This window comes from Bacillus sp. RC51, assembly GCF_044908115.1.
GTDB lineage: Bacteria > Bacillota > Bacilli > Bacillales > Bacillaceae_G > Bacillus_A > Bacillus_A mycoides.
In genome coordinates this window covers 52,792-75,061 of the sequence record NZ_JBIYCW010000015.1, presented here as the reverse complement: position 1 = coordinate 75,061, position 22,270 = coordinate 52,792, and the positions used below count along the sequence as shown (strand labels likewise).

The 22,270-nt window shown below is 33.6% G+C and carries 24 protein-coding genes and 3 pseudogenes; 9 read left to right on the top strand and 18 right to left on the bottom strand.

From position 1 onward, the window contains the following. Nucleotides 1-148: 148 nt before the first annotated feature. Complete coding sequence (locus tag ABH959_RS23995) at nt 149-1,423, bottom strand: alpha/beta hydrolase (protein ID WP_151304105.1); 1,275 nt, start codon at nt 1,421-1,423, stop codon at nt 149-151. Nucleotides 1,424-1,685: 262 nt separating this feature from the next. Between ABH959_RS23995 and ABH959_RS23990 the strand changes: the two genes are divergently transcribed. Next, a complete protein-coding gene (locus ABH959_RS23990; RefSeq protein ID WP_201055213.1) occupies nt 1,686-2,135 on the top strand; it encodes a MarR family winged helix-turn-helix transcriptional regulator in 450 nt (149 codons plus the stop codon). 732 nt (nt 2,136-2,867) lie between these two features. Further along, a pseudogene (locus ABH959_RS23985) lies at nt 2,868-3,106 on the top strand (SunI/YnzG family protein). A 275-nt stretch (nt 3,107-3,381) separates the two neighbouring features. On the opposite strand, the gene ABH959_RS23980 reads toward ABH959_RS23985, so the two are convergent. After that, nucleotides 3,382-4,068, bottom strand: coding sequence for an ABC transporter ATP-binding protein (locus tag ABH959_RS23980; RefSeq protein WP_002090397.1), 687 nt, complete (start codon nt 4,066-4,068; stop codon nt 3,382-3,384). 11 nt (nt 4,069-4,079) lie between these two features. Further along, entirely contained in the window at nt 4,080-5,507 is a 1,428-nt protein-coding gene (locus tag ABH959_RS23975; RefSeq protein ID WP_002090396.1) for an ABC transporter permease, read from the bottom strand. 292 nt (nt 5,508-5,799) lie between these two features. On the opposite strand from ABH959_RS23975, the pseudogene tnpB reads away from it, so the two are divergent. After that, nucleotides 5,800-6,908 (top strand): annotated as a pseudogene (gene tnpB / locus ABH959_RS23970) (IS200/IS605 family element RNA-guided endonuclease TnpB). A 115-nt stretch (nt 6,909-7,023) separates the two neighbouring features. Here the strand turns inward: tnpB and ABH959_RS23965 are convergent. From ABH959_RS23965 to ABH959_RS23950, 4 genes are all read right to left on the bottom strand, one after another. Then, nucleotides 7,024-7,671 carry a lysozyme family protein gene (locus tag ABH959_RS23965; RefSeq protein WP_404493274.1) on the bottom strand — a complete coding sequence of 216 codons (648 nt, stop codon included), beginning with the start codon at nt 7,669-7,671 and terminating at the stop codon, nt 7,024-7,026. A 636-nt stretch (nt 7,672-8,307) separates the two neighbouring features. Next, the gene (locus tag ABH959_RS23960; RefSeq protein WP_404493295.1) at nt 8,308-8,883 is read right to left on the bottom strand and encodes a replication-relaxation family protein; all 576 of its coding nucleotides are present in this window, start codon (nt 8,881-8,883) and stop codon (nt 8,308-8,310) included. Between the two features lie 22 nt (nt 8,884-8,905). Continuing rightward, a complete protein-coding gene (locus ABH959_RS23955) occupies nt 8,906-10,072 on the bottom strand; it encodes an FtsK/SpoIIIE domain-containing protein (RefSeq protein ID WP_404493272.1) in 1,167 nt (388 codons plus the stop codon). A 15-nt stretch (nt 10,073-10,087) separates the two neighbouring features. Then, a complete protein-coding gene (locus tag ABH959_RS23950; protein WP_404493271.1) occupies nt 10,088-10,408 on the bottom strand; it encodes a hypothetical protein in 321 nt (106 codons plus the stop codon). 291 nt (nt 10,409-10,699) lie between these two features. On the opposite strand from ABH959_RS23950, the gene ABH959_RS23945 reads away from it, so the two are divergent. The 3 genes from ABH959_RS23945 to ABH959_RS23935 all read left to right on the top strand — a co-directional run bounded on the left by ABH959_RS23945 (nt 10,700) and on the right by ABH959_RS23935 (nt 12,641). Then, nucleotides 10,700-10,930 (top strand): helix-turn-helix domain-containing protein, encoded by a 231-nt coding sequence (locus tag ABH959_RS23945; RefSeq protein ID WP_002090389.1) that lies wholly within the window; start codon nt 10,700-10,702, stop codon nt 10,928-10,930. A gap of 107 nt (nt 10,931-11,037) precedes the next feature. Beyond that, nucleotides 11,038-12,303, top strand: coding sequence for a Y-family DNA polymerase (locus ABH959_RS23940; RefSeq protein WP_404493270.1), 1,266 nt, complete (start codon nt 11,038-11,040; stop codon nt 12,301-12,303). Then, nucleotides 12,300-12,641: a YolD-like family protein gene (locus tag ABH959_RS23935; protein WP_404493269.1), complete on the top strand. Its 342-nt coding sequence runs from the start codon at nt 12,300-12,302 to the stop codon at nt 12,639-12,641. Before ABH959_RS23940 ends, ABH959_RS23935 begins: the two co-directional genes overlap by 4 nt. Before the next feature lie 477 nt (nt 12,642-13,118). On the opposite strand, the gene ABH959_RS23930 is transcribed toward ABH959_RS23935, so the two are convergent. The 3 genes and pseudogenes from ABH959_RS23930 to ABH959_RS23920 form a co-directional block, all read right to left on the bottom strand. Further along, complete coding sequence (locus tag ABH959_RS23930; RefSeq protein ID WP_215586163.1) at nt 13,119-13,253, bottom strand: cytochrome c biogenesis protein ResB; 135 nt, start codon at nt 13,251-13,253, stop codon at nt 13,119-13,121. A gap of 72 nt (nt 13,254-13,325) precedes the next feature. Further along, nucleotides 13,326-14,531 carry a macrolide family glycosyltransferase gene (locus ABH959_RS23925; RefSeq protein ID WP_404493268.1) on the bottom strand — a complete coding sequence of 402 codons (1,206 nt, stop codon included), beginning with the start codon at nt 14,529-14,531 and terminating at the stop codon, nt 13,326-13,328. A 289-nt stretch (nt 14,532-14,820) separates the two neighbouring features. After that, nucleotides 14,821-15,114, bottom strand: a pseudogene (locus ABH959_RS23920) (tyrosine recombinase XerS); the annotation flags it as partial. Between the two features lie 286 nt (nt 15,115-15,400). Between ABH959_RS23920 and ABH959_RS23915 the strand changes: the two are divergent. Continuing rightward, nucleotides 15,401-16,495 (top strand): Rap family tetratricopeptide repeat protein, encoded by a 1,095-nt coding sequence (locus ABH959_RS23915; RefSeq protein ID WP_181777928.1) that lies wholly within the window; start codon nt 15,401-15,403, stop codon nt 16,493-16,495. Continuing rightward, nucleotides 16,492-16,623 (top strand): Phr family secreted Rap phosphatase inhibitor, encoded by a 132-nt coding sequence (locus tag ABH959_RS23910; protein ID WP_113937285.1) that lies wholly within the window; start codon nt 16,492-16,494, stop codon nt 16,621-16,623. Before ABH959_RS23915 ends, ABH959_RS23910 begins: the two co-directional genes overlap by 4 nt. A 115-nt stretch (nt 16,624-16,738) precedes the next feature. Here ABH959_RS23910 and ABH959_RS23905 read toward each other — a convergent pair whose 3' ends face one another. The 5 genes from ABH959_RS23905 to ABH959_RS23885 all read right to left on the bottom strand — a co-directional run bounded on the left by ABH959_RS23905 (nt 16,739) and on the right by ABH959_RS23885 (nt 18,863). Next, nucleotides 16,739-17,032 (bottom strand): ArsR/SmtB family transcription factor, encoded by a 294-nt coding sequence (locus ABH959_RS23905; protein WP_113937286.1) that lies wholly within the window; start codon nt 17,030-17,032, stop codon nt 16,739-16,741. Between the two features lie 89 nt (nt 17,033-17,121). After that, nucleotides 17,122-17,553 (bottom strand): disulfide bond formation protein B, encoded by a 432-nt coding sequence (locus tag ABH959_RS23900; RefSeq protein ID WP_201053761.1) that lies wholly within the window; start codon nt 17,551-17,553, stop codon nt 17,122-17,124. 33 nt (nt 17,554-17,586) lie between these two features. Continuing rightward, the gene (locus tag ABH959_RS23895) at nt 17,587-17,880 is read right to left on the bottom strand and encodes a hypothetical protein (protein WP_002139809.1); all 294 of its coding nucleotides are present in this window, start codon (nt 17,878-17,880) and stop codon (nt 17,587-17,589) included. Between the two features lie 75 nt (nt 17,881-17,955). Further along, nucleotides 17,956-18,156, bottom strand: coding sequence for a hypothetical protein (locus ABH959_RS23890; RefSeq protein ID WP_201053760.1), 201 nt, complete (start codon nt 18,154-18,156; stop codon nt 17,956-17,958). Between the two features lie 65 nt (nt 18,157-18,221). Then, on the bottom strand, nt 18,222-18,863 hold the full coding sequence (locus ABH959_RS23885; protein ID WP_404493267.1) for a thermonuclease family protein: 642 nt from the start codon (nt 18,861-18,863) through the stop codon (nt 18,222-18,224). Between the two features lie 819 nt (nt 18,864-19,682). On the opposite strand from ABH959_RS23885, the gene ABH959_RS23880 reads away from it, so the two are divergent. Next, entirely contained in the window at nt 19,683-20,048 is a 366-nt protein-coding gene (locus tag ABH959_RS23880; RefSeq protein WP_404493294.1) for a cupin domain-containing protein, read from the top strand. Nucleotides 20,049-20,057: 9 nt separating this feature from the next. Here ABH959_RS23880 and ABH959_RS23875 read toward each other — a convergent pair whose 3' ends face one another. The 3 genes from ABH959_RS23875 to ABH959_RS23865 all read right to left on the bottom strand — a co-directional run bounded on the left by ABH959_RS23875 (nt 20,058) and on the right by ABH959_RS23865 (nt 22,243). Continuing rightward, entirely contained in the window at nt 20,058-20,606 is a 549-nt protein-coding gene (locus ABH959_RS23875) for an AAA family ATPase (protein WP_404493266.1), read from the bottom strand. A 298-nt stretch (nt 20,607-20,904) separates the two neighbouring features. Then, nucleotides 20,905-21,798, bottom strand: coding sequence for a hypothetical protein (locus tag ABH959_RS23870; RefSeq protein WP_404493265.1), 894 nt, complete (start codon nt 21,796-21,798; stop codon nt 20,905-20,907). A gap of 259 nt (nt 21,799-22,057) precedes the next feature. Beyond that, nucleotides 22,058-22,243: a hypothetical protein gene (locus ABH959_RS23865; RefSeq protein ID WP_404493264.1), complete on the bottom strand. Its 186-nt coding sequence runs from the start codon at nt 22,241-22,243 to the stop codon at nt 22,058-22,060. Nucleotides 22,244-22,270: the final 27 nt, after the last annotated feature.

Sequence of the window (22,270 nt, the reverse complement as noted above, 5' to 3'; positions counted from 1 at the left end):
CTTAATAATTATCTATATTTGTTTGATTAATTTTTCAAAACAGCTTTTAAAGCCGGAGAATAATTAAAACAGCAATTAAATAATAGATACACAACAAAAAAGGATCTGCTACTTACTGCAGATCCTTTTTTGAATCGGTGTACATTTGTTAACTCTTACAAGCGTTTAATGTGTTACATTTTTTACGTGCTTTAATTTCAGCCGGCTGAGCACCAAGCCAATAAGTTGGAAATGCAGTCCCCTCGGTGACACCGCCATCACGATGCATGTAATAACGTTCATCATAATCATTTTTAAAGTTCCCTTCAAGTGCAAGTTCTACCCATTCTGCACCAAAACGGAAAATTTCTGCAGCTACTCCACCAAGCGGATGGAATTCATTCTCGTAGACGCGCAGCTCCTTTGGTGCTTCTACAAGCTCATAAAGACTTAATGCTTCTTCCAAACGGGTTAGTTCATCAAATTCTCCTATACCCATGAAGACTGGACAAGTAATCTTTGGAGCCAATTTCCATAGGTTCATCTGGCTACTCAGCTCGTTTTCAAAGGCAACCTCATCAGTGTAGCCAGACATGTACATAAAGTTTGCTTTGAAACTCGGCTGTGCTCGGTTGAAGATGGTATCAAATTCGCCATATACACCTTCAAAGGTTGCTATAGCGTTTATACGATTATCACTCGCAGCAGCGCGCATCCCCCAATACCCACTCATACTGATACCAAAAAATCCAATCCGATTTGAATCAACCTCAGGTCGTTTGGATAGAAAATCGATATAACAACTAACGGCGCGTTCGTAATTAGTCAAATCAACTTTTAGACCTCCTGATACAGATTCACCTTGACCTGGTCCTTCAATTGATAGAGCTACGATACCACGAGACGTATAATAGCGTTGCGCAATCTGTATATAGTCTTCCTTAATCATATCCATACCTGGGCCTAATATTACTGCTGGTGCATTACGAATTTCACCTGAAGGTAAATGAAGTAGTGCATATATCTGTTTGCCTTCAAATTCTAATACTATACGTTGTACCGTTCCCCCTCCAAGTGACGAAATAGCTGCCACACATTCGTTACAACGCTCTCGAAACGCTAACTTTCGTGGATCATCATTAAAATATGAATATTGTGCACGTCCCCACATAACAGCAGCTCGCTGATACAAATCACGGGCAGTAACTGTAAATCCTTTTTGTTCATAATGTTTTGCTCGTTCTTGAGCTTGAGCAGCAACCGTGGCCCATGCTTTTGGTATCATTGCTCCACTCTTTACTTGAGAAAATACTTTATCAAAATCAGTGTGGTCGTGTCCTAACTGTTCCATAGTTGCCTTTGCTTCAGGGTGCAAAGCATCAAAACCACCAAGTGCAAGAGCTATATCTAAAGCCCATCCTTGAGATTGTGAACGTTGAGTCATAATAATCATCCTTTACAATATAATTAAGTACTTAATAATTAAGTACTTAATTATTAAGTACTTAATTAATATGATGAAGTATACTATCTACTTTTGTCAAGTCTATAAACTAAGTCGTTTTATTTAGGATTCAAAATAAGTAGATATACTATTGCTTGGAAAAGAACAGCAAATCTATACTTAATTTGACTCTACTCTTTTCCATATGTTATTGTTAACTCCATATAATTAAGTACTTAGTTAATAAGAAAATGGTGATATTATGACAAATTCTATAAATAAGATAAATGCAATAGACGAACTTAGTCAGGCTATATATAGTCTGACTGCAGCCGATGGACGTTTAAGAGGGCGAGCTACTCGTACATTAGGAGCAGTTTCAATGGTCCATGCTCGAACTCTTAAAGTATTAGCTGAAGAAGGCGAATTATCAGTCAAAGAATTAGCTGATCGAGCAGAAACTACCGCCGCTGGTATTACTCAATTAATCAATGGATTACAACAAGCAGGCTACGTTGAGCGTGTTCGTTCAAATAACGACCGGAGAGTTGTCAAAGTCCGGCTTACGCCTAGTGGTTTAAATTGTCATTTAGAAAGGGAGGAAAAACTAAAACATATTCTTAATGCGAACCTTTCAGATTTTGATGCAGAACAAATCGAGAAATCTTCTGAAATAATTAGGTGCCTAGTTCATGTGCTTGATCAACTATAATAGTATTCTAAAGCTTTCTTAGGTTCTTAGAACTAACTCCATCGCCATTAAGTTAAGCAATATATCACCAGCAAAATTGAAAAATGGGCTGAATACTCAAATATAACTGTAAGATTTTGAACTACTCCCACTTAACGACTTTGCGGCCTTTTTGAAGTGGGAGATTTCTGTGAACATCGGTGTATCCACCAGTTATCTTAGCAGGATCCGTCCGTAGTTCCTATGGTGGGAACTGAAGTGTCTTTTACGTTGCCTCACCACGCTTCCTACTTTAGCTTGATTTTCGCAATTTCGGCAAGCGCGGGACGATAGGACGTTGAAAATTTTACGATTGCAACGAATTTTCTGCAACCAACCTCATATCTTCAGTTTTCAAAGATCAATCTGTACAAGTATATGGTAAAAAACATTTTGGCTTACACCAACCGACATGCATCCCCCACTTAAAATTGACGTTTTACACCTTCACATTTTTAAGAAAGGAGTCTTTTTTTAGAAATCGATAAAATCGCTCCAATTCCTATTCATTTGAACTCCCCCCACTTATACGATTCTTCCCTTACAGTTTACCATTGCCCCAGTACTATCTTTCTTCCTTTTTTCGAAGGATGCTTTGTTGCTTAAAGAACCTGAAAATTGAATTTAAGAGCGCAAAAAGTTTGTTTTTTAATTAATCAATTTATATAACTAGATAATCAATTTGTAATTTAAATATGGTAAGGTTTTGGTAAAGTGCTAGGTATTGATGTAAAAACATAGAAGAAAAATTACTAATTATATTGCAATTAGCAAAGGTTTGTATTCCATTGAGTGAAATTATTGAGGTAACCGAAGATAATACGTATGCTGGTGTTGAAAAAGCAGAAGTATTCCGAATTGGAACAGCATACGGGACAACTGATCGTAGTTTAATTAAAATCATAAAGTATACTTATCTATGTTCTGTTGCACAGTGTTTAAAACTAAGCTAAACTTTTGCAACAGAACCCATTTACTTTCCCTCTTCAAAAAATCGTAACTTTATTTCAAATCCACATTTAACCCTTAAAACAAAAAGAACTTGTAGGAATCTCTACAAGTTCTTTTTAGTTTCAGGTGAATATACGGGACAAACAAACTATCTTACAGATTCATCATAGAAACTACAGGGGTAATGCTTTGACAAATATATTATATAACAAATATTAACATCCATAGATTTTAATTTTGAAAATTATGTGAATTAAGAACGAAAGTAGCTTTTTTCTTAGCTATTATTAATTTCGTTTACTACTAACTTCTTTTTACTTAAATACACTGCTCGATCCGATTTTTTTGCAACTTCTTGTGAATGCGTAACAACAATTACACATTTATTCTCTTGATGAGCAAGCTCTTGAAACAACTCAATAATCTCTTTTGCTGTTTCTCCATCAAGGTTTCCTGTTGGTTCATCCGCAATAAGTAAATCAACATTGCAAGATAGTGCCCTAGCAATTGCTACACGCTGTTGTTGCCCGCCACTTAGTTGCAAGACGTTTCGTTTCGCTTCTACTTCTGTGAGTCCTACCTTCTCTAATAATTCTAATGCTCTTGCTTTTTTATTCTGTACCTTCACACCTGTAATTTCCATTGCCGTTAGTACATTTTGAAGAGCAGTCATATAGGTAATCAAATTATAGGATTGGAAAATTACGGATACATTTTGATTACGGTATCGATCCAAGCCAATTTTTCGAATATCCTTGCCATTAAACAGTACATAACCATTTTTAGGTATATCTAGACCACAACCTAAGCTAAGAGTTGTGGTTTTACCAGATCCAGATGGCCCTAAAATCGTGTAGAAATGCCCTTTTTGAAAAGAAAAATTAACATTATCTAGTATCGTTACTTTTTTTCCGTTACTTTCATAGTAATAATCTAAGTTTTTAAATTGTAAAATCGTCTCCATGTCGAGCCTCCTTATTCATCTTTTAAAAGGATTTGTTTTGGATTTAAGCGTAGAATAGATAATGCTGGAAGAAGCGTTGCTAATATAGCAATAGCTAGTCCAATTCCCCCCATTTTCCCTACATCTTCTCCTGTTACACTTACATCAATTTTATCAATTGGATCTTCTTTTTGGTCTTGTAGCGTACCACCAGGTCCAGACATCATTACAGTACCATTTTGTGGGGTGTCTGTTTCTTCGCTTGCTGTAGCAATTTCACTCGAAAGTAAGTTATTCCCTACGAATTGAGAAACTTTAGCTCCTGTTGTTATGGATAATCCAAATGCTAAAATAGCAATACATACTACTTCTACTACGAACTGCGCCATCAGTTTCCATTTTTTCTCTCCAATGGACAATAAAATCCCCATTTCCTTACGACGTGCTTTAATCGATAACATAATGATTAATCCTAAGATAATCGCACCTGCAATAGATACCATATAGATAATCATTTGAGAAGTAGAAGCGATATTTTCGATAGGACCAATCATTTGTTTGTACAATGAATCATGTGCATCTAACTTAAAATAATTAAAATCAATATCAGATTTTTTTGCTTCTTTTTTAAATGCATCAATGTATTGTGGGTCGTTCAATAAGTACACAACTTGAATACTACTCATACCTTCATCTACTTCTAATTTTTTTAAAGTAGAGTAAGGCATATATAGTTTATTAGCTGGATTCATCATAGGAGGGGGATTTTGACCCATTGGTTGCTCATTCGTTTCGTAAATACCGATAATTTCAATTTCAAGAGTTTCCTTTTTATCCCCTGATTGAACTTTAACTTTATCTCCTACTTTCAAATTGTTTTGTTCCGCTAATCGTTTTTCCATTAAAGCTACATTCTGATCTTGCATCTGTTCTGTAATTGGTTTTCCATCAACGATTTTATTTTTTCCATTTTCAAAGCTTTCTTGTAATAAAGTCTTGCGAACTCCTTCTATCATAAGAGAAGAATTCATATCTATTTCTGTACCTGAACCTGATCCTCCCGCCGTTGCCACTCTAGCATTTCCTTTTCCTTCTCCTTCGCCTTCTGAAACTCCTACTAATTTAAATCCATCTGCAATTCCGAAATTATGGGTTATATAATTATAGTCTTTTACATGCTTGGACTTCGCTAATTGATCTGTTTCTTTTGTATTGAGCTGCGGCGGATTAGGCGCTTCTCCAGTTTCCCTTGCTTGTTTTCCTAATTTATCAAAATCAAGACCTAAAGTAACATCAGCACCCAGTTTTTTTCTTGCTGAATCAGCAGCTTTTTTTGATGCATTTTGGATTGTGAATCCTGCCAGCACTAAGTTTGTAACAATCAGAAAGACCGCCATCAAAATTAATGATGTTCCTATTCTTTTTTTCATACTGAGAATTGCGCGTTTTATAAAATTCATTTTTCCTAACCTCCTTGATAGTTGTTATTGTATATACGCTATCTGGAGTTTGTATGGAGCTATTCCATAGTTTATCTGGAGATATAAGGAGTTTATGTGTATTTATCATTTTAGCCAAGAAGACTCCTTCCTCCAGGAATGCGAAGTGAGTAGGTGGGAGATGAATTTGCTTCGGACAAGGGATGGCAGGAAGCCATCTTAATTGTTCGACATACATAAACTGTTACTTCACTACCTATCGAATATACGTTTGTTGTATAATAGACACATATCGAAATGGGGGGTGAAACGAATGATAATCAATAAAGCATATAAATTTCGTATCTATCCAAATAAAGCACAAGCGAACCTAATCAATAAAACAATTGGCTGTTCTCGTTTTGTATTCAATCATTTCCTATCTCTATGGGATAATGCATACAAAGAAACAGGAAAAGGTTTGACATATGGTAACTTCCTGCCATGAAGAAAGAGTTTGTTTGGCTAAAAGAAGTGGATAGTATTGCGATTCAGTCGTCTGTTCGCAACCTTGCGGATGCTTATACACGCTTTTTCAAAAAACAAAACAGTGCCCCGCATTTCAAATCTAAGAAAAACAACGTACAATCTTACACCACAAAACAAACAAATGAAAACATTGCCGTTGTAGGAAACAAAATGAAATTGCCAAAACTCGGTCTTGTTCGATTTGCCAAAAGTCGTGAAGTAAAGGGACGTATTTTAAATGCTACAGTTAGACGAAACCCTTCTGGCAAATACTTTGTGTCATTGTTAGTTGAAACAGAAGTGCAAGAACTTCCGAAAACAAATTCTTACATTGGAATGGATGTGGGACTAAAAGATTTCGCCATTTTGTCAGATGGAACAATCTATAAAAATCCAAAGTTTTTTCGATCGTTAGAAGAGAAGTTGGTAAAAGCACAGCGTGTTCTTTCTAGAAGAATGAATGGATCTTCTCGCTGGAATAAACAACGAGTAAAGGTAGCTAGAATTCATGAATACATGGCAAATGCCAGAAAAGATTACTTGGACAAAATCTCAACTGAAATCATCAAAAACCACGATGTTATCGGTATAGAAGATTTGCAAGTATCGAATATGTTAAAGAATCATAAGTTAGCAAAAGCGATTAGTGAGGTATCATGGTCACAGTTTCGAACCATGTTGGAATATAAAGCGAAATGGTACGGCAAACAAATCATTGTCGTATCGAAAACATTTGCTTCAAGCCAATTATGTTCTTGTTGTGGATATCAAAACAAAGACGTTAAAAATCTAAACCTACGCAAATGGGGTTGCCCTTCTTGTCATACACATCATGATAGGGATATTAACGCAAGTATCAATCTAAAGAATGAAGCGATAAGGCTTCTAACCGCAAGGACTGTGGAGCTAGCCTAATAAATTAGAGTTCGATAGAACTCTTTACTTAGGAATCCCCCTCTTCTAAACGAAGTAAAAATGGGGGTAGTTCAATGTTGATAACTGACGGTATCATAATATTTAATTCTACAGCTTATTTAGAAGAGTCATGTACATTTCGAAGACGTTCTTGAATAAGTTTTGTTTTTTCATTCACCTTTGATGCATATGTGAAATCACCATAACAATATGGATACCTAAAATTATTTTGATTTCCACCACAAGTGTACATCTCTGGATTTTGATCAACTTTCATCTTAGAAAACTTTTTAGCCGAATCTTCCGAGTGTTGTTTATCTTCTTGGCTGGCAATAAAATCAATATACCCTGGTCCCATATTATAGCTTTGAATAATTGTATCCATGCTAACATCTTTTTCCGTTCCATATTTGTACATTTGAGCAAAGTGTTTTACCCCTTGTTTAATACTCAGGCTTATCTCTTGAAGTTCATTTGGCCTTAATCCAAGTGACTCAGAAGACTGCATAGGGTCGTTGCCCTCACCTCTACTCTCTTGGTACATAATTCCTAACAAAACTGCAGTTTTCCCTCCTAAATCATATTTTTCTAATTCTTTTTTCAAGGTAGGCTCATATTGCAATAAACGTTTTTCGGTAGCAAGCACTTTATTTTTATGAATATTGGTTTTATGATTAAAATATAGTATTCCAAGCATTGTTCCTAAACCTAAAATACTAATAAATAATAATATAATAATTCGTATTTTACTCGTATTCTTCATATATTCCTCCTCGTATAAGAAATTCTATTTTTCAATGGCAATTGGTTATTTATAAAATATGTAGTGACCATCTATCCCCCGCTCCTTTTTAGACTGAAACATCAATTCTTTAAGGTTTAAAGTTTAATATAAAAATTTAAAGATAAGGTGAAGATAAGATAAAGTTAAGATAAAGGGCATTTTTTAGCGTACTTTAAAAAGGTATTGGTACAAACAAATATGTGGGACAACTTGTTGATATGAATGGATATAGTGATAAGCGAGAGGTTATCGTACAAGTTATTAGTTTTGGAGATATCATTTTAGAAGAAGATTTACCCTGTCTTTTTAATATACTTTATATAGAAAATTAAGAGATAAAATATAATAAAAAACGGCTAACCCTCCACGTAAGAGAATCAGCCATCACAAATAACTAATTATTTCATACTTGAGATATTATCACCCTTAGCGCTATACAATGAGATATTCGTTTAACCATTAAAAATTATTTAAAGGATTACTTTCTTCATTTTTTTACTATTTCATAACTTGCTTCAAATTTACTCATCGCATTTATTGCCGTCTAACAATCATCATCACACATGACTTAATACATTATTGAAAAGAAACAGTTCTACACTATGCAGGCTTTCTTTATGATTTTACCGCTAAATTTTTTATAAAACTCTCTATAGAATTCGCCTGGAATACACGGAAATAAGAAGATTGAACGTCGTAATGCTTGTCAGTAATGATAAGGATTGAAGGAAAGAATTTAGAAGTTTTCGGTTGCCAAGATTCATTGTGCCATTCTTGGCTATGGAAGTATAACTCGTATCTGTTTATCTTATCTTGCATTATTTTTTTACTGTACACTGATTTTTGAACTTCAATAAAGAATGGTGATCTACGCCATATAGTAAAAGCATCCGGCTCCATATATTCTTTCCCATACTTTGGTTCAACTTTGAATAGTTTAGGATTTTCATAATGAACGAGTTGTTTGTATACGTCCACAATACCAAGGAAATGAGGGGTTTTTTGACTTGTCTTTCTGATAGAACTCGGTTGCGGAAAATAAATGTATGGGTGCTGCCAAACATTCGCATCAACATAGCCATCTCTTCTTAATCGTTTCATAACCGTATTACAGCAAGTTACCGCATTCTTTAAGCCTTGAAAATGCAAGTCAATAATATCATCACGGGACATGCATCTAAATCGCTTCAAATCATTCAAAATCCCTTTATCTCTACTCTTCATCATCTAACACCCCAAATAACGGAATTTCTTCTTGCGATGAATTCTGAAGTATTTTCTCCTCTTTAGACGTGCAATATGGTTTAACAATTTGTTTCGCCTTACTTAATTCCAAATAAGGAGCTTGCACTTTCTTTAATCCATTGCGTTTTAAAATCATTTGGCCAGATTGCTCTAAGTGCTCTGAACCAGGAGTACCCATGATATTACTATTAATTGCACTATCACATTTAAAGCCGATTCTAACGGTCATATTTAGTTTTAACTTACCATCTAACACTTTCGCATCTGGCCGCTGCATACTAAGCATAAGAAAAACTCCAAGTGATCGACCGACTGCTGAAATCTTTTCAATTGTAGTCATACACTCTTTTTCATCTTTAAGCATAGCCACTTCATCGATAGCAAGTAGAATATATGGTTTTTGATGATCTGGATTTAATTTGTTGTAGGCATCAATATGATCAACCTCATATTCTTCCATAAGTTTTCTTCGTTCTCTAATTTCCTTCCACACCTTTTGAAGCATTATTTTCATTTCAATTTCTTCCATACAAACTTCTTTTACATGCTTCACTCTTCGCAAGAAATGAAATTCAGAGTTTTTTAAATCTCCAAGATACAAATGCAACGTATCAGGAGACATATATTGAATGAGTGTGGATAGTACAACACGTACCATACTACTTTTCCCGCTTCCCGTTTCCCCTGCAATTAATAAGTGCGGTGAATTGGAGTCAATCATATCGTACGCAATCATTTTTCCGAATTGGTCCCTGCCAACCACAACAGGTAAACGGTAACCTTTTAATAGTGGCTGCCACTCTTTATAACAATAATTGTACGATTTTAGCCCAGCATTTGAACGGAATACATGTAGGACAAATCTTTTCACATCACCTTCAATCGTAATATTCCGTCCTAATATTTGCTGAAAACAAAACCACTTCTTTTCAATCTTCTGTGGATCTAATCCGCTTGGTATGGTAAAAACATACCTCACGCTTTCTGCTGAAGAAGAAACATTATGTACCTTTGGATAAATAGACACTTTTCCCCCGCGTGTTTGATGTTCCGTATATAAACCTGCTTTTCCGAACACCTCCATAAGCTGATTCCTTAACCTTTGCGTACGAAGCCACTCCTTTATAATCCCCATTACTCCCTTCCCTCCTTAAAACATGATTACGATACGAACAAATACATATCCAATCAAGCAAACTCCACCAATTCGCGTTCCGTGATAAATACCTTCACTTACAAATTTAGCTGCCGATATATAGTCATGTCGCACCAAGTATTTTTCTAACATGACTGCTCCGATTAAAATCGTTCCCATAACTCCTAATGCAATGTAAGTATGTAATACCCGATCCGACATATGAAGGAATGCGAAAGGACTTAATGAATTGTATTTACGTATTTTCTTTTCTTTATCTTTGTATGACCGATCCATAAACTCGCGAAAAGGAATTGTTTCTTTCCTAGCACGCATTTAAATGCCCCCTTTATAAACAGAATTTAGAATATAGATATTACATAGCTTCATCTACTTAATACCGTGGTAGTTTTACCTTGGTAGAAATCTTGATAAATAATGTGGTAATCATTCGCAACTTACTTTGGTAACCTCTTATTCTTCTACCTTAATAAATACCGTGGTAGCTGCTTTGATACATCATATTGTGGACAGCTTGTACATTATGTAAAAAACTTTTTCCGTCTATGCGAATAGTTTTTTACATTTATGTCCACAATGTTGAAAATGGGTTCAGGAGGGATTTAAGTGTTTTGGAAATTCGGAGGTAAAAACCGAACGAAATTAGGTAATTTTTTAGATCGGAATGGCTTCACCCAAAATGATTTAGAAAAGAACGCGAAATTAAGTCGCCCTACAGTTTCAAAGGCGTGCAATGATAAAGAATACATACCTAGTCCAACTGTAATGAAAAAAATTTTAAAAGTTATTAGGCAAATAAAGCCCAACGTTAAATCCACCGATTTTTGGGATATGTAAAAACTGGCTAACTAGAGTCAGTTTTATTTTTTTTAAAAAAACCTTTATAACAGAACGCATATTCGTATATAATAAGAACAGACGTTCTTATTTAAGGAGGCATAACGGTGTATGACTACTCAATTTTGCCAAATCGAATTGTTTTATGTGTAGATCTTCGCAGCTTTTATGCAAGCGTGTCCTGTATCAAGATGGGCTTAGATCCACTGCATACTAAATTAGCTGTAGTAGGAGATGTGAACAGGAGTGGCTCCATTGTTTTGGCTGCAACACCACCATTAAAGGCATTAGGTGTTAAGAAAATGGCAAGGTTGTACGAAATACCACGGCGTAAAGACATTCTTGTAGTAAACCCAATCATGGGAACTTATATAAAATGCTCAAATTACATAACAAAATTAGCTTTACAATACGTTCCGATTGAGGATTCCCACCAATACAGCATCGATGAATTCTTTATGGATATTACAAATAGTATCCATCTGTTTGCGAATGAGCCATATGAATTTGCGTTGAAATTCAAACGTGAAATATATGAGAAAACAAGAATTGAATGCACAATTGGGATTGGGCCTAATCCTTTAATGAGTAAGATTGCTTTAGATGTGGAAGCGAAGAAGACAAAAGACTGCATCGCATATTGGAAGTACGAAGATGTACCCATAAAATTATGGCCGATACGACCACTTAGTAAGTTTTGGGGGATTTCGAGTAAAACAGAAGTAAAGTTAAATCGAAAAGGAATACATTCAATTGGAGACTTAGCGCAATACCCGCTCAAATACTTAAAACAAAGCTTTGGGGTTATTGGCGAAGAATTACACTTACATAGCAACGGCATTGATTTTAGCCGTATTGCAGAAAAATACATACCAACAACAACTTCAATGGGTAAGAGCCAAATACTCATGCGTGATTACACAATAGAAGAATTTCCAATTATCCTTCTGGAACATATCGAAGAAATTTGTTATCGGATGAGAAGACAAAACAAACTAGCTCAAACAATCCATTTTTCCATTGGTTACAGTAAAAATTACGCTGGTGGTTTCAGAAAAACTCACACTATGAACCGACCAACTAATTTAACAATGGATATCTATCATATTTGTACATATTTTTTACATAAGTTTTATACCGGGGAACCAATTAGATCTATCAATGTTTCTTTAACCAATTTAATCAATGAAGGTGAAGAACAAATATCTCTTTTTGACAATGTAATACAACGAGAAAAAGAAATGAAATTAACGAAGGTAATGGATGAAATACGCACTAAGTTTGGTAAGAACAGCATATTAAGAGGAATTTCTTATACAAATAGTGCTACAGCAAGATACAGAAACACATTGTTAGGAGGACACAAATCATGAACAACACTAATATGCCAAAGGGACGAGGAATGGTGAAATGGACGCCCTTTACTGCAATGACAGAACAATTTGACGGTATACGTGAGATTATTAAGGAAAAGAATAAAGTAGCACGTCCAATCTTAACTTCTGAAGAAATAGAACTTATCGAGAACATGTTATTATGCTCATTACTATCTGAAGAAGAGGTGTTGATTACATATTACGAAGATGGCTATCTGCTTACTAACTACATGACCGTGACTGATATTGATCCATTGAATTGTTCTATACTATGTACAGATGCTTTTTATAACAGGATTACTCTTAAATTTATGGATGTTGTTGATGCAAAATAAAAGCATTCAATGCAAAGTATAAATACTAAATGTGATGATTGCGCTCCCCCCTTGAAATAAATGAATTCGAAGCTAAGGATATGAAACTATATTTTAAAGATATAATAAATGAAACATAAGTCAAAAATATCTTATAACAAAAGTGACTCTTGTTTTGTTAGCTTGATAGCGATGTGGCGATACCCCATCGCCATCAACTTAAGTAATTAATTGTTCACCAAAACGCTATGATCGCTTCTTTTAGACGGAAAATTAAGAAATTTAAAGAAAGAATTGAAGAGTTGGAAGATGAAAACAAAAAATTACGCAAAACAGTAAGTACAGAACTAGTAAATTATATGAAAATTTTATAATAAAGTTATGGAAGTAAACTTTGATACATAGAACATAAAAAAGAGACAGCAATCGCTGTCTCTTACTAAACTAAAGGGTGCGTTAGTTAATTAGCAGTTTAAAATTCTTATTTATTCCCTTTTACTAATCAATTTTTTCTATACGCACGCGTTTTACAAATAATGACAACACAAGTCCAATGAGCGAAATAACTGCTATAAAGAAGTACACATACTTAGTTCCTTCAGCTGGAAAATTTATAACTATCGCTTTTGACATAAAAAATCTCTCCATTTCTATATATTTTAGTTAGAGTAGATTTCTAGTTGTCATCTTAGATTGAAATTTATATTATTTCGAAATTTGGTAATTAGAAACAAATTTCTCAATTTCTTCAATAGCTTTTTTGTATCCTCCAGCATCTCGAAGCGTCTCTCCGACTTTACGACTCTTCTCCTTAAATGTTGCATCATCCATTACTTTCTTTACAGCTTCACGTAACAACTCCGGCGTTAATTCTTTACGATCCAGTCTTATTCCAGCCCCTACCTCGGCTACTCGTTGTGCAACTAATGGTTGATCTCCTGTCACTGGAACTACAACTAACGGAACACCATAATATAATGCTTCACTTGAGCTATTCATACCGCCATGTGTAACAAATACATCAGTATGTTTCAATACTTCTAATTGCGGGACATAATTATACACTTTAAAGTTATAGGGAATATCCTTAAATTGGTTTATATTTATTTTTTTCCCAACAACTAATATAACAGTCGCATCGATACCTTTAAAAGCTTCAAAACATTTCTCATAAAACTCTGGCTGCTCATTAAAAACTGTTCCCATAGAAATGAAAACAACTTTTTTGTTCTTTAAATCTTCAATAGGAAAACTTCCTATCTCTTTACGAGTGGCAATTGATGGACCGATAAATTTATACGATTCATCAAATACATCCGAATACGGCTGATACTCTTTAGAAGTATATACAATTGTAATATCTCCAGGATGATTCATAATATCATATAGACTATTACAGTCCATTCCATATCGCTCTTTCCATTGTTCCATTCCAGCTAAACACGATTGGTATAGTGGATCATTTTCATCTATTTGTCTCGATTCTTGTTCATCATTAAATGTAATGTATTGATTAAAAGCAAAAGTCGTACAGGAAGAAACGCTTGGTAATTGTAAGATATTCGCTATAATACGTCCTACTGGAAAATGATTATCATATATCAAATAATTGTACTTTTCTCCTTCTGTTTCATCTACAATTTGAGTAACAATACGTTCTGATGCTTCTATCATATGAGATAGCATCGTTAAAGGACTACCGCCTTCATTCACTCGTTCCATAATATTGATTTGTGAAAGAAAATTCTCAAATGCTCGAAATTCCGCACCTGTTGCTTCAATCTTCTTTCTATAATCCTCAATACAATATGCAACAACTGTTTCTCCACGCTGAATTAACTCACTAACAATTGCTAATGTCGGATTAATATGACCTTCTCCGGGAAAATTTATTACGAGTACATTCGCCATTACACTCTCTCTCTTTCATTTAATATAGTTAAATTAATAATTAATTATGTTAATCAATATCTATTATAAACCAATCTATTCTATTCCTTCATATATTTCTCTTCATTTTACTATTGAGAAATATTTTCTACTGCTACTACTAATACTATTACGAGCACAAGATCTTAATAACACCTAATAAATTCAACCTTTACTTTTTATATCCCGTATATAAGACTTGTATATTTTAAACCATTTATATATAAATAGTTATTTTTATAATTCTAACAATAATTAAGGTACCGCCAAGTTCTCTATCGCGTTTGAAGATTCTTAACTTACCAGAAGCGTTTTCTTGCAGCATTTGCTCATATTAATTAGAAAAAAAGCGCATAAATTTAATGTCACCAATATTGCGGAAAATAACTTATGAAATTTCTTTTGCTCTCGCTGCAGCGTCAATTTTTTCTTTATGAATTTCCATTTTGGCCTTAACATTTCTATAAAAGTAACACTTTCCATTATTATCTTCAATGTTGCTTGTTAGATAGTTAAATAATAACTTTAGAGCTAAAGATGTTCGTATAACTGTCTTTATTTTATTCTAGTCATACAAAACTCCCCCTAATTATCAGATTGTGTCTAACAATTAGGGGGAGTTCATATTTTAGGACTTTGTTTTGAAATCTCTAATAATTTTTTAAACACTCTCTTTTCAAGCAAACGTGAATTGGTATAGGTCAAAATATTAATATAAGAAAAAATATAAAATAACTATTTTTTCTGAATTTTGTTGAAAAATAAATTGAAATCACTCAAATAATGTTGCTAGTTTGCTATGATGGTAATAAATAGTATTAAGATACTTCTATAGGATGGGGGAATATATAATGATTGTTTCTACAAAGGGGAATAATGAAATTACAAAACTTTTAAATGAGTGGTATATTGAAATCCGCTCAAGACGTATAGGAAATGCTCATCGATTGAAAGAATTAATTGATTCTAAGATTCATAGCATCGAAGAAGATCAGAATTTATTGCTCTACTACTCACTACTAGATTTTAGATATCAATTTGTCATTGATAATTTAAGCGTTTCAAAAAGAAGTTTTGACAAAGTTGAGGCTTTTGATATGCCTACAGATAATTTCTTAGCCTATTATTATCACTTTTTCAAAGGGATTCATGCCTCTACTATTGGCGAATATCAAATCGCAAAAGAGAGTTATGAAAAAGCGGAAACACTTTTAGACTGCGTTCCTGATGAATTAGAAAAAGCTGAATTTTATTATAAAGTTGGAGCTTTTCATTATGATATATATCAAGGGCTCCTGTCTTACAAAAAGGTAACAGAGGCACGAGAAATCTTTGCTCAACATGCTGGGTATGAGATTAATGTAGCGTTTTGTGATAATCTTATAGGCTTAGCTTGTACTCATTTGAGAGAATGGGAACTAGCCGAAGAATATTTCACGAAAGCAATGGATATGTTCCAAAAAACAGATGAAGAGCAATTCATTTTAATGGTGCGTCAAAATTTAGGGTTAATGTATGCTACTCAAAACCTTTCACCATTAGCTATTAGATATCTCTCAGAAGTAAATCAAAAAATGCCTAACAATTATAAGGCACTTTTTATTGAGGCAAGAGAGCATATGAAGAATGGGGATCATTCCGTTGCAAAAGATCTCATAGCAAAAGGATATTCTATTTGTGAAGAGGTTGATAATATAGAATATCTTCACCATTTTAAAATCTTAGACGCAATGAATGCAGATTTTCCTGCCGAAGCGCTTGAAAGAACAGTGCTAGAAGGCGTATCATATTTTAAAGAGCAAGAACTTTTTGAATACATCAAAGAATATGAAGAAAATCTTGCTATTGCACTCTATAAAGAAGATAATCATGTTAAAGCAAGTCAATATTTTTATTCAAGTTCTCAGGCAGGAAAAAAAGCTTTTGAGAAGGAGGCATTAAAATGAAAAAAACATTTTTTGGTTTAGTTGGTGTAATTACTGCTTTAACTTTAATGTTTGGTGCCCAATCCCCTATGGAAACGCAAAAAGCTATTGATGTTGTTCAATACGCACACGGAAATCATGGTGGTTAAAATTTAGATTTAATGAATTTAGAATGGTTAATGCATTATAAAAAGGGAAGAAAAATTTCTTCCCTTTTTTAGATTGTTTTATCTTTTATATACTATTATTATTTATTCTCTCACCCTATAAACCTAGTACACTAACAATCTGGCATGCTTTGGAATTTACAATATGATAGTACATCTCTAATCCCCTTCTTTCTGAACGCAAAATCTTCCCTCGCATTTTAGATAAATGCTGAGATACGGTAGATTGAGGCACATCTAATAACTCTGTTAACTGTGTTACATTACAGATTTTGTGACGTTCTAGTTCCTTCACAATTTGTAATCTAACTGGATGAGCCATAATCTTTAATAATTCTACATCCGCCTCTGGGATTTTGTACATTTCATTACTTACTTGCATTGTTGTCATTTTTAATTTCTCCTTTTCTAAATTCCTTTTTTATTTTTAATATCAATTTATGAGCATTTTATATTTGTACAAGTGTATTTAGATAATAATCAGTGTTTTATTTGGTCTTTTGTCTCTCTGTCAGGTTTAATATATAGAAGTATTATAATGGCTAAAAATCCAACAAAAGATAGCATAGGTATTGAGATGAAACCAAATAAATTTAAGCGATCTTCCGTACAAGAAACTCCTACAGAACATATTTTCATCTCACTCGCAGGGAAGGTTTGAATCGTTATTTGATAAACAGCTAGCAATAAACCACAAAGTGCAAATGGGAATGCATATGTACTTACCAATGGGTCTTTTCTATACATACCAACACCTAATATCAACACTAAGGGATACATGGCCATCCTTTGATACCAGCACAAATCACATGGGGGAAGTTTCATCCATTCACTAAAAACCAAGCTTATAAGCATTGCACTAGTAGCTATCGTCCAAGCAATTGCAATGTGATACTTTCGAATTAACGCCATACTTCATTCACCTCATTTAATGTTCTGCTCTACTTAGCGTCCGTATGTGATTAGCTTATTTCCATGCTTTGAGAATCCTGTCTCAATGGAAAGTATCCAATCGTTGATATCTTCCCAGTCATATCCTTTTTCTTTTAGTTCTATCGGGAACTTATTCTCGAAATCATCCCGCATTTCGTACATACTTTCCAATGCTTTTTCCATTTGACCAAATTTATAAAAAATGTGCGTGTTTACACGTTTGTTTCTCTTTTCTGATACAGCCAAATATACGTATCGTTTTTCTTTCGCTAAAACGAATTTCAAGAATCCCGCTACCTGACTCATCTCTTCCATCTCCTTCGCGGTTTTCCTTACCACTCTCTTTTTAGTGTGAGTAAGGAAAACTTTCTCTCTTACAGTTTAATTCAATGAATATCTCATTTTTTTGCTTTGAAAATATAAAAAAACACTCATCATCACAATGTTTATTACACCAGCTGCAGCTCCAATTTTTGAAATAACATAGATGTATTCGTTACTACTGAAAGGCATCATGCTCGAAAATATAAAGACAATCGAAATAACAAACGATAAGATCATGTTTCTTTTATTCTCTTTCACACTTAAAAACCTCCTTATTTTAATCTCAAAGCATTAGTATTCTTACTATGCTTGAGTGATATGCGTTAAGCGGCATCATTTCGGTTATAATGATGTTTCTTTTCATCCACAAAACCTTTGATACTCCACACTCCACTTTTAGTTGATTTTGCTTTCTTTTCTGCATCTAACATTTGTGGAAGCAGCGTAGTGTTCGGTTTAGTAATATAAGCTACAATCCCGTATCCTAATTTGACCATTAATTCATTTACATGTATTCCCTCGCAAAATATATACGCTAATTTTCTGTCATACTTGTATTCTTTTTGTCCCCGATCATAAACCAAGGTTACACTTTTCCCATCTAGCTGTTTCTTTAAAAAGGAAGAAGCTTCTTTCCCCATCTTTTGTGGTGGGATTTTCTGAGATACAAACTCAGGGGTATCTAATAACAGTAACCTTACCGTCTGTTTCTGCCCCTTTACGTTCACGTCTATCGTATCTCCGTCCCTTATATGTAATACCTTCCCTTTAACGGTCTCTAAGTCTTTTAATTTCCCCTTATAAACTTCTGGAATATCAACAATACCTTTCCCTTCTAGGTGATGTTGTATTTCCTTTTGTACTGTTTGTGCAGGTTTTGAATCGTTCATTTGTGTCGAACTGCTGCATGCTGTAATTTGAAAGACTAATGATGTTACACAAGCAATCTTAATCCATGGTTTCATACCGTAGTATCCTTTCCTATTAGTATCACTCTACTTAATATACAAATGGACTATATGCTGGATTAACTTCTTTATAATCACAACACAAGCAAAAACGAACCCACTTTGGATGTTCGTTAAACATAACCCTGAATGATTGCTTTTTACATTTGGGACATACTGATATTTCATTCTCCTTATTACGCTTCTGACTCTCCACATTCTCAAAAGATACATTTTTAGTTGGTATTTCACTCGTACACAATATACCTTCCCCCTCTCTTTTTTTAGGAATTTATAGACAACGAAAAAAGGACACACCTATGGCATATGTATGCGTAGGTGTGTCCTTTTGCAGGTAGATTTAGAAGTATTTTGTTACTTTCATCATATCATAATTCTTATTAATTTTATATATGAAATTTAGGATTTTATAATATTATTTCTTCTTCTCATATACAAAGGTTATTCTCTTCTGTGCAGAGTCATATGTTAATTTTGCACCAAACGATTTCCCCGTTTTTTTCGATATAAAGCCTTGGATTGTATCTGTCATATTCGCAACAGAAATACAGACTATGATGTTTGTAAAGGAAGCTCTTATTGAATCGCTTAAGCGTAAGAATGAGAAGTTAGAAGAAGAAAATAAAAAATTACGTGAGTAATTGAAAGTTGCTTATGCAGAGGTTTATAAAAAGTTCTAGTTTAGAAGGAATTTATTATTAAACAATCGGGCCATTTTGTTGAAGATCAGTAGAAAATTTTGAGATCTTAATCAAAATAGTAATTAATCTATCAAAGTTGTAAAATAAGGGTAAGAATAGTTCTGGGGGGATTTATATCAATTATAATGCTATTAATCTAAGCGAGAAACTGTCCAAATTCAGTGAACACTGGTCGCCCAAAGTAATTGGTGAAATGAATGACTATCAGTTTAAGTTAGTTAAGATTCTAGGAGATTTTGTATGGCATGATCATAAAGACACCGATGAGGTATTCATCGTGATAGACGGCGAGATGTACATCGTATTCCGCGATGGACAGGTTAAACTTTCCAAAGGAGAAATGTATGTGATACCAAAAGGTGTGGAGCATAAGACCTATGCTGAAAAGGAATGCCATATAATGCTGGTAGAGCCTAAAGGTGTAGTCAACACTGGTGAAACTAATTCCAAACTAACTGCTGATAATAATATATGGATTTAAATCAATATTTCAATTACTTTCTTTAGTAGCATTTTTCAACTGTTCAGAAGGATTTCTCACTGCTGGAATATATATAACTTTTATTTTATCTCTATCATGTGCAGAAATTGGTTTAAGTCCATCTTCTCCTTTATTTACAACATAATGATATTTATAATCTATTACTCCTTCAGGAGAATTTCCTTTTTCACAACTTGCATCCAGGCGTATTGCGATATATGGATTGCCACCTGGTTGATCTACTATAAAGTTTTCAAAATACTGAGCCATGCCATAATCATCATCTTTTAAACCTTCTCCGTCCTCATCAAAAAATTCAAAATAAGCTTCTATGTAAAAATTACTATCTAGTATTTCATCTGGTGTCTTATCTAAAGGTATATGAAAATCAGATTTAGTTACTTTAGAATTTCCAAATAGCTTTTGAAGTGCACTCAATACTGTAGTTTTCCCTGAACTGTTATGACCTATAAACGCAGTTAAATCAGAAATATTAATGGTTGTATCAGTTGGCCCAAAGCTACGATAATTATTGAAAATTAATTTAGTTAGTTTCATAAAAATCCCTTTCTTTTAAACATATTAAAACTTTATAAATTCCTCCGAAATTTCTTAAACAAAATATTTGCTCTATGTTCAAAAACTTTTTTGCTATGACGCAAAGTTAAAAAATGAATTGTATTAAACACTAATTGTTCTTTATCCCAAGTTCCATGACTATTAATTAACCCATTTAAAATTTGTTGATACGTATAGCTTTAGAATAAAGATTGATTAATACGTTTCCTTCCACCTTTATTTAACAGCAAATGCAATAACTCCATTTTGAAAAAAGATTGATCAAAATGGCACTTACTTATGATTGATTCGCCGTGATGTGGCGGTCAATGTCAACGGCTAAATCTGGGAGAAAATTTTTAATTAAAGCTAGATGAATGTCAATTTTAGTTCCAATTAATACTCCCATTTCTTTGTTTTTCCCTCTACGTTGTACTATTATAATCCCTGTAAGTAATTGTTTATACTCTGGCTTATCAATGGTGTCTTGACTCACCGATATCCCATTAACTCTTATAATTGCCCCCCCACTAAACCCTTTAGGTGTAGGTGATGTTTGCCAGATGCCATTTAACAAAATTTGATTTTCATACGCTAATGTAATATGTATTTTAGAGTTAATTTTCTTCCTTAAATAATCTTCTTCTGAAATCTCCACAGAAGGAAAACCTTCTCGTTTTGAACGAACTGTATTACCAGCAGTATTAGATTTCTGTACTCTAAATCCTGATGCAATAAATACTGATTCACTCTCTTTAAGACTTGAAAAATCAAAGTCATTTAAAGTTATAGCTTCTTTTTTTAATGCTTCTGAAATAGGCGATTGTATGTGAAAAACTGACGCATCAATTGGATCATCTCTATGTGTCCCAGAGTTACCTCTACCACTACTAAATCTATCGCCAGAAAGTGACTGCATTTCACTCCCTGTACCATCTCCGATTAATAATTGATAACTCCCTATTTCGTCAAAAACATGAGAAGCACTTAAAATAAAATATTCACTCTTAATTTTGACTAATATCCCTGAACCAATTTGTACAGGTTTCCTTTTTAATTTAGGTATATGATAAATAGGGACAACTGCACTTTCAACTCTTTGAGATACATTAAGTGCCTCTATCATTTTATTTTGAAAATATATTTTAGCTTCTTTGACTATTGGATTTTCTAAATTTATATTTGGTTTCACTATTTATGTTCTCCTTATTAGGGATATTTCCAAATCTGACTCTTATATTTCCATCTTTTTTACAATCTCAAACTTACTCTATCATGTTAAATAACAACTATCTGGTAAATAACCGATTAACTTGTCCATTATTCAAAGAATAACTAAAGAGGTGATTTTTATCAAACTTTATTATAAATGTTCAATCTTTTTTACGAAGTTACACCTATTTGTTATCTGTAGGAAGGGTTTTTTAATTGTTTAATTATTGTAGATTTTATTAAGTTGCTAAAAATAAATATTCTTTTACTGTTATTTCAACCGTTGGGCAATACTCCTTTTGCAATAATTTTTGAAGTAGGAGAATGTTTTCACTTAACATGTCATCTAACGTAATTTGCCCCGTTCCATACTCAATCACTGGATTCAAAAACATATTTAATTGGATGAGACTAGGTTCAATCAAAGAAACAATTTCTTTAACTTTTGGAAT